This window comes from Solibaculum intestinale, from assembly GCF_040096205.1.
GTDB classification, from domain to species: domain Bacteria; phylum Bacillota; class Clostridia; order Oscillospirales; family Acutalibacteraceae; genus Solibaculum_A; species Solibaculum_A intestinale.
In genome coordinates this window covers 1-5228 of record NZ_JBBMFD010000046.1, presented here as the reverse complement: position 1 = coordinate 5228, position 5228 = coordinate 1, and the positions used below count along the sequence as shown (strand labels likewise).

Here is a 5228-nt window from a genome sequence, read left to right as displayed (position 1 = left end):
AATTTTCAAGGTCCATCCACCGGACTTTTTGGCCACTTTGCTGACCCGCCGTTCGGTGCTTGACTATAATATCAAATATGCAATATAATGTCAAGCCTTTTTCTCAACTTTTTTCAAGTTTTTTTGCCTGTCCTCTCCAAACCATTTGCAAATCAAGCAAAAGCAGAAACCTTCCCTCTAGATCTTGCATTTTTTCTTAGGATATGTTTGCTTTTCTACAAGATGTGGCAATCTCTTTCCTTTTTAATAATGCAGCTGTTTCTTGCAACCGGCGGCGTATATCTTTTAAGGAACCGTCTATCCTATTTAAAGAAAACTTATGGTTGGGGCCGGATGTTTTCTCCCTCCTGGAAAGGGCATGCAAAAATATTTTCAGAATTTGAAAATAGGACTTGCATTTTAAAAATGGATTATGTATAATAGACAAGCGCCAATTCATTCGGAGAGATGGCTGAGCTGGTCTAAGGCGCACGACTGGAAATCGTGTAAGTGCTAATACCACTTCAAGGGTTCGAATCCCTTTCTCTCCGCCATAAGTCCACCGTAATTTTGATAAAATTACGGTGGACTTTTTTCGTGGTTAAAAACCATTCCCACCTATGGTATAATACCATTGAATTGAAAACGATAAATCCCCATTGATGGAGGAAACGAGCGATGAAGGATTGGAATTCAAATCAATATGCCAAATTTGAAAAAGAACGAACGCAGCCATCTGTTGACCTAATTCACAGAATACATATTTCGCCTAAATTGATACTCGATATTGGCTGCGGTCCTGGAAACAGCACGAAGCAGCTTTCTGCTTCTTTTTCTGCAGCAGATATACTTGGGATCGACAGCTCTGATAATATGCTCGATAAAGCTCGTTGCTCCTATCCTTATCTGAAATTTCAGAAGTGTGTGATTCCCGTTGAACTCGACCGCATCGGAACATTCGATTTGATTTTTTCAAATGCCTGTCTGCACTGGGTTGCGGATCACCAAAGCCTTTTTCCGAAGCTAATGGATAAGCTTCATCCCGGAGGAATGCTTGCCGTTCAGATGCCGCTTGTCCAAAATGCGGTATTTTATAGAGTATTAGAGGAACTGATAGCAGAGGATAAGTGGAAAAGGCTGAGAGATATTCATGTTTTTCATAACCAGTCACCCGATAAAACCTATGATATTTTATCGGGAATATCAAAGGAAGTTACCATGTGGGATACGACATATTATCATATTATGCCGTCACACGGTTCTATAATTGATTGGTATAAAGGAAGTGGATTAAGGCCTTATCTGGATGCGCTAAGCAAAGCGGAGGAAGCCGAGTTTTTATGCGACCTTTTGAGAAGGATGAAAAACCGCTTTCCAGTGCAGTCGGACAATTCGATAATTTTGAAAATGCCGAGACTGTTTTTTACGGCAATGAAATGATACATTTCAGCCGGTAAGGATGTGCCGGTCCTACAAGCACGAAATGCAACCAAGAAGGAAACCAACCTGCTGCGTAAGGCGTATTACCCGGATTTTTTATGTAGTGGAAGAGCATAGATCCAAACCCGTAAAGAGGACTGCGAGGGACAAGTTTCCTACTTACATACCCTACGGCAGGCTCTGTTCCCAGTAGCACCGTATACGATATAAGGAGGAATTTGAAATGAACTATTATGTCGTGGACGCCTTTGCCGACGCCCTCTTTGAAGGAAATCCCGCCGGCGTATGTGCGCTCAATGACTGGCCTTCCGACGAACGCATGCAGCAGATCGCGGCGGAAAACAACCTTTCGGAAACCGCCTTTTTTGTAAAGGAAGGCGACGGTTATCGGCTGCGGTGGTTTACTCCTGCGGAGGAAATCGACCTGTGCGGCCATGCCACTCTAGCAAGCGCTTATGTCATCCGGCAGTTTCTGTCTCCTTCTTCGGACCCAGTTACCTTCTATACCCAAAGCGGCATCCTTACGGTCCGGCCTCAGGGAGACCTACTCGAGCTGGACTTTCCCGTGCGCGAACCGGTGCCGGCAGACTGTCCCCCAACTCTTGCAGAGGCGCTGGGCGCCGAGCCTTTGGAAATCCATTTATATCGGGACCTTCTGATCCGGGTTAAGGATTCGGATACCGTGGCTAACCTTCGCCCGAATATGGATGCCCTGAGACGGATTTCCGGGTGCAAGGGATTTATCGTTACGGCAGAGGGGCACGACTTCGATTTTGTTTCCCGCTTCTTCGCGCCGGAGCTGGGGGTACCGGAGGACCCGGTGACCGGTTCTTCTCATTGCGTGCTGGTTCCCTACTGGGCAAAACGGCTGCAGAAAACCAGGTTGGTGGCGCGGCAGCTATCCAGGCGGGGCGGCACCTTATTCTGCCAGCTGGCGGACGGACGGGTGAGAATCGCCGGCCGGGCCGTTCTGTATTTAAAAGGAGAGATTTTCGTATAACGCAAAGAGGCCCGGGCTTTAACCCGGGCCTCTTTCTTCATGTCGATTCTTTGGAGGCAAGATCAATGGATTGCTTGACCCGCTCCCAGATTTCCTTGGTCTTTATAAACTGAGAAAGATGTTCCTGCACTCTAGATTCGTACCGAATGAATTCGCTTTCGATATTCGCAAATTCGGATACGTTAAAATAAGCGCTGATTTTGGGTAGAGTCGCCTTGAGCTTTTCCTTCATGTCCTTCATGATCTGCACATATTCCTTGGGCCTCGTCAGAAATGTATAGAGCGGCTTATACCGCACCCAACCAATGCATGCGTTGTAAAACCGTCGGATGATCTCTTCCGAGTCCACCGAGCCGATGCGCTTAAGGCGGGTGGGCAGAACTCCCTGCAGCAGACAGCTGTAAATGGAAAAGCCGTCGTGAAAGGTATAAGCCGGAATCCGCTTGACGTTAACCTCATGCAGGCAGGTACTCAGAAAGGTATCCTCGCCCCGGGCGCCGGGCGGGTTATAAAAGGCAAATACCTTGGCAGGATCGGTCAGGTTGATTCCCAGGTTGCCGCCGGTTATGAATTTGGCTCCGTTAACCTCGGGTACCAGCGATGCTGCCTGCTCAATCAGCACCTCTTTGTCCGCATAGGTAATTCCTCCGTTGTCGATGACCTTCTTAATTTCATCCCAATTGAGGATATCGTTGCTCAATGCTTCGATAAAGATCTGGAAATCCTGCGCGGTCATAACGTTGTCAAATTCCATATAAGGGATGGGTGAAATATAGCCGCAGTGGTAACCGTTGGTCATGTCGGAGGTGCGCAGGTACTTGAGATGGGCTTCCAGCACATGCTGGCCGCTCCAAAGGGTACTGTTTTTCGACTCGGTGACCGCCATAGGATATTCGTCGTCATCCAGAAAAATCAGGTAATCCAATCCCTTTTTCAACGCGGTATACAAAAGGATGTTGCGCTTAGAAGCATAGCCGTTTCCAAAGCAAAGATCCGCTTCCTTTGCTTCAATCACGCCGCTTTGCACCAGCGATTGGGCGGTACGGTCGATGTCGTCCTCCCCTAAGAAGGTGACGGTGGTAAACTGCTCGAGCACGCCGGGACGGACGCTGGTATAGTCGCTGAGCACTGTACCCGCATAGGCCAAATCGTAGGCGACCAACAGGTGGAGATGCACATTGCGGTCCTTGAGCAACATGGATTCCTGGAGGTGGTAGATATAGGCATTGAGCACGTTTTGAAAGCTTTTGCGGCCAGTGGCAAAGGCAATCCCAATGTGAATCTCTCGTTCCAGCACGGCGATTCCCCCTTTTTATATAATTTTAAGTTAAGTATAGCGCTTTTGCCAATCATGCGCAAATAAAGATTGTATGAAGGTGCACAGATGGTGCAAAACAGATGGAATTCTCCTTGTTTTACTGCTTTGCCATTGGCCTCCCTATAAAAAGAAAGGAACGCCGGACAAACGGATCTATTTTCTATCTCCACATCAACGCAAAAAAATTAAAGAACGGAAGCGGAGGAGACCAGACGTCAAAACGGGAATCGTTTTATTCTAATTTTTCAAATATTATTAACAAATATAGTTGAATTTGTTTTAATTTCTGATATAATGGAAGATAATAGAGGTTTTTGGAAATTCAAACTGCTTTTTGGAAAAAAGGAGGCACACTGATGGACCAAATTCGCGCATTCGACACGACCGACTACGAATGGTTTCTTCCTCAGGCACGCAAGGTCCCCTATACGGTAAGCTTTACCGTGTGCGGCAAATGCAACATCAGTTCAAAGCTTCTGCCTCTCATTCCCCCGTCTATCACCATCGGTATTCGTTGCGACGGAAAAGAAATCGCGTTAAAGGAGGAAAATAAAGTCGGCTATAAGCTGCCAAAAAACGGTTCTCTCAAGGCTCCAAATTTGACGCGGGCCATAGTGGAACGCGCAATCCCCCTGCCGGCCCGGTACCGAATGGAGCAGCTTGACGAGGGGGTTTGGATCGGAATGCTATGCGATCCGCCTCAGACCGCGGGCGTAACAAAAACACCTATGCCGAGACGGCCGAGAAAATCGGGACTGGCCGCCATGATGCCCGAGGAATAGAAAGGAAGGTGGAGCGGGATGCCAGCCATGTTAACGGAAGACGATGTGATTCGCGCCAACCTTTCGCTGGTACTTCAGGAAGCACAGGGTGCTTATAAAGGCCTGGAATCCGAGGACCGGATTGCGGTGGCTATGTACGGCCTCTTGTACGCGGTACGGACCTTTTCGGAAGCATATTGTAACTTCCAGAGCTATGCCACCGACTGCATCCGCAAAACCCTGAAAGAAGCGAACCGGGAAGCTTGGCGGCAGCGACAGGGAGAGTCCCCCTTTTCTCTGGACCACTGCTACGGACCAAACAGCGAAACGGGCAGTGTTCTTTCAAACGCCGTTGGCCGGCAGCCTTTTGACGAAACTGGTTTGGAAGTACACTTTTTTCTTCATCTTCTCCATCCCCTTTCGCGCAAAGTCCTCCTTTTGCGTATGAACGGATACACCGACCGGGAAGTATGCGGTTTGCTCAAACTGTCCCGGCCAAAATTGTGCGTGATTTACACCTGTCTGCGGCAAGAGTGGCTGCTCTATACAGGCGCAAAAACAGCGGACTGCCCCTGATTTCAAAGGTGCATCTGCCCGAAAAAGTATTTAAGAATGAGATTCTTATTTTTATAATCGAAAGAAACCATTGCAAAAACAAGCACGCGTGAGGCTTTCAATCCAAATCATTCTTGTGTAAGTATAAAAGAAGCCCGGCTGCAGAATTGAGATC

General features: G+C 47.7%; 5 protein-coding genes and 1 tRNA gene. 5 read left to right on the top strand and 1 reads right to left on the bottom strand.

Annotated elements, in window-relative coordinates; translation table 11 throughout:
• The first annotated feature begins 441 nt into the window (after window positions 1-441).
• The 3 genes from WMO26_RS13260 (at window position 442) to WMO26_RS13250 (ending at window position 2419) form a co-directional block, all read left to right on the top strand.
• Window positions 442-533 (top strand) — tRNA-Ser (locus WMO26_RS13260).
• A 124-nt stretch (window positions 534-657) separates the two neighbouring features.
• A complete protein-coding gene (locus WMO26_RS13255; protein ID WP_349221111.1) occupies window positions 658-1419 on the top strand; it encodes a methyltransferase domain-containing protein in 762 nt (253 codons plus the stop codon).
• Window positions 1420-1642: 223 nt separating this feature from the next.
• Window positions 1643-2419: a PhzF family phenazine biosynthesis protein gene (locus WMO26_RS13250; protein ID WP_349221110.1), complete on the top strand. Its 777-nt coding sequence runs from the start codon at window positions 1643-1645 to the stop codon at window positions 2417-2419.
• Window positions 2420-2456: 37 nt separating this feature from the next.
• Here WMO26_RS13250 and WMO26_RS13245 read toward each other — a convergent pair whose 3' ends face one another.
• A complete protein-coding gene (locus tag WMO26_RS13245; RefSeq protein WP_349221109.1) occupies window positions 2457-3716 on the bottom strand; it encodes a hypothetical protein in 1260 nt (419 codons plus the stop codon).
• Between the two features lie 377 nt (window positions 3717-4093).
• Between WMO26_RS13245 and WMO26_RS13240 the strand changes: the two genes are divergently transcribed.
• The gene (locus tag WMO26_RS13240; RefSeq protein WP_349221108.1) at window positions 4094-4519 is read left to right on the top strand and encodes a hypothetical protein; all 426 of its coding nucleotides are present in this window, start codon (window positions 4094-4096) and stop codon (window positions 4517-4519) included.
• Window positions 4520-4537: 18 nt separating this feature from the next.
• Complete coding sequence (locus tag WMO26_RS13235; RefSeq protein WP_349221107.1) at window positions 4538-5074, top strand: hypothetical protein; 537 nt, start codon at window positions 4538-4540, stop codon at window positions 5072-5074.
• The last annotated feature ends 154 nt before the right edge of the window (window positions 5075-5228 follow it).